Below are 1,513 nucleotides of genomic sequence, written 5' to 3' on the forward strand. Positions count from 1 at the left end.
ATTTTTGCGAGCGGTGGTTTCGCGGAGGTAGAACTCGTGCCGGTCATACGCCTGCTGCACTCCAAGCGCGTCCGCGATGCCGTTCTGCGAGTGCCGCACCGCACGCGACACGTCTCGGTGGCCGATGAACTTCACGTCTACGTTGTCTCGAAGCCCGATCGCCGCACCACATAGCGAGTCGAGCCCGCCAGAGAGGAGCTGCACACGCGCGACCGGGATGCCGACCGCCAACGGCAGGGCGGCGTCGTGACCACGCAAGCTCAGATTCCACGCATCTCCTGTCAGCCAGTTCAGCAGGTCGGCGATCTGTGACAGCGCGCTTCCCCAGGTGTCGGGCTCCTCGACGTGAACCACCAGATCGATGTTGCGGTGGAGAGAAACGTCTGGCTTGGACACAGCCGTGTCCGCGAGGTACGCCGCGGCGGCGATGCGGAAGAAGTCTCGAGCGGCTGGGGCAGCGGCTGCAAAGTCGGGCAGATCCCACGACAGCGTGGAGGCGATGTTCGTCAGCGGCTCGCCGTCCGACGGCCAGAATAGAACGATGTCCCCGGTCGTCGAGGTTGACGCCGCCGGGAGCACTTCGATGATTCGGCCGGTCACGGTGTCTCGGTCTCCTTGCCGAAGAGCCGGCACGCCTTCGCGGCCAGGCTAGATGCGAAGTCGGCTACCGTTTGGGGCGTCGCGTTGACGAGTTGGTTCGTGACCTGCCTCACTTTTCCTCCGATGTACATGCGTACCCGTTCCTCAAGTCGGATAAGCGATGCCTTCACGACAGATCCTCGGCGGGGGCTCGCTGTGAGTTGCACCACGGTGGTTCGCCATGCAAGCTCGCTGACGAATCGGCCGATCGTGTCGGCAAGCGACCCCGCGGGCTCCGACGCACTTGTCCGCATCGTCGCCATCAGAGCCTGGCGAAGAGCCACGTCGTCCGGGTGCGCAGCGGGTCCTAGGATCAGCCGCATCAGCTCGCTGAAGAGTTCCAAGCCCGAGAGCCCGTTTAGGCCTGAGAAGTTGACGCCATACTCGGTGAGGTGTGGCACCTCTCCGGCCTGCACTGATTGGAGCGCGTCGAGCACCAGCGAGCCGCGAGCCGCCTGCCGGGCGAGCGGGGCGTTTCCGGAATCACGACCGTCACCGGAGCTTGACGCCCCAACTGGACCTCGCCGGCCGTGGAGGAGATCCTGTACGTTGTACGACTTGCCCCGACGATCGCCACGGGAGAGCGATCCGCCGAGCGCCGCAAGGACCCCTGTCGGCAATGGAGCAGCCGGTGCTGCACCCAGCGCGTCGGCCGAATCGTAGAGCGAATCCACCGTGCCAGACCACGCACCTGAGCCACCGAACGCACCGGAGGTCCCCACTAGAACTGCGCCCCACTGAGCTCGTCGTCGATCGCCGCAACTAGCTCGGGGTTCGCTGGCTCCCGAACGCGAAGAGCGGCCATGACCTCAGGAAAAGATGGAGCAAGCCAAGGAACGTGCTCAGGTCCGAGAGAACTCAGCACGTATTCGTC

General features: G+C 64.8%; 1 protein-coding gene and 1 pseudogene. Both read right to left on the reverse strand.

Translation table 11 applies throughout. The annotated features are described in order from the left end of the window. Positions 1 to 600 (reverse strand): annotated as a pseudogene (locus VIQ49_RS01975) (hypothetical protein); the annotation flags it as partial. Next, positions 597 to 1,076 carry a hypothetical protein gene (locus VIQ49_RS01980; protein ID WP_331880254.1) on the reverse strand — a complete coding sequence of 160 codons (480 nt, stop codon included), beginning with the start codon at positions 1,074 to 1,076 and terminating at the stop codon, positions 597 to 599. The gene VIQ49_RS01980 and the pseudogene VIQ49_RS01975, both read right to left, overlap by 4 nt. Positions 1,077 to 1,513 lie beyond the last annotated feature (437 nt).

Origin of the sequence: Williamsia sp., assembly GCF_036566845.1 — a bacterium.
Classification (GTDB): Bacteria; Actinomycetota; Actinomycetes; order Mycobacteriales; family Mycobacteriaceae; genus Williamsia.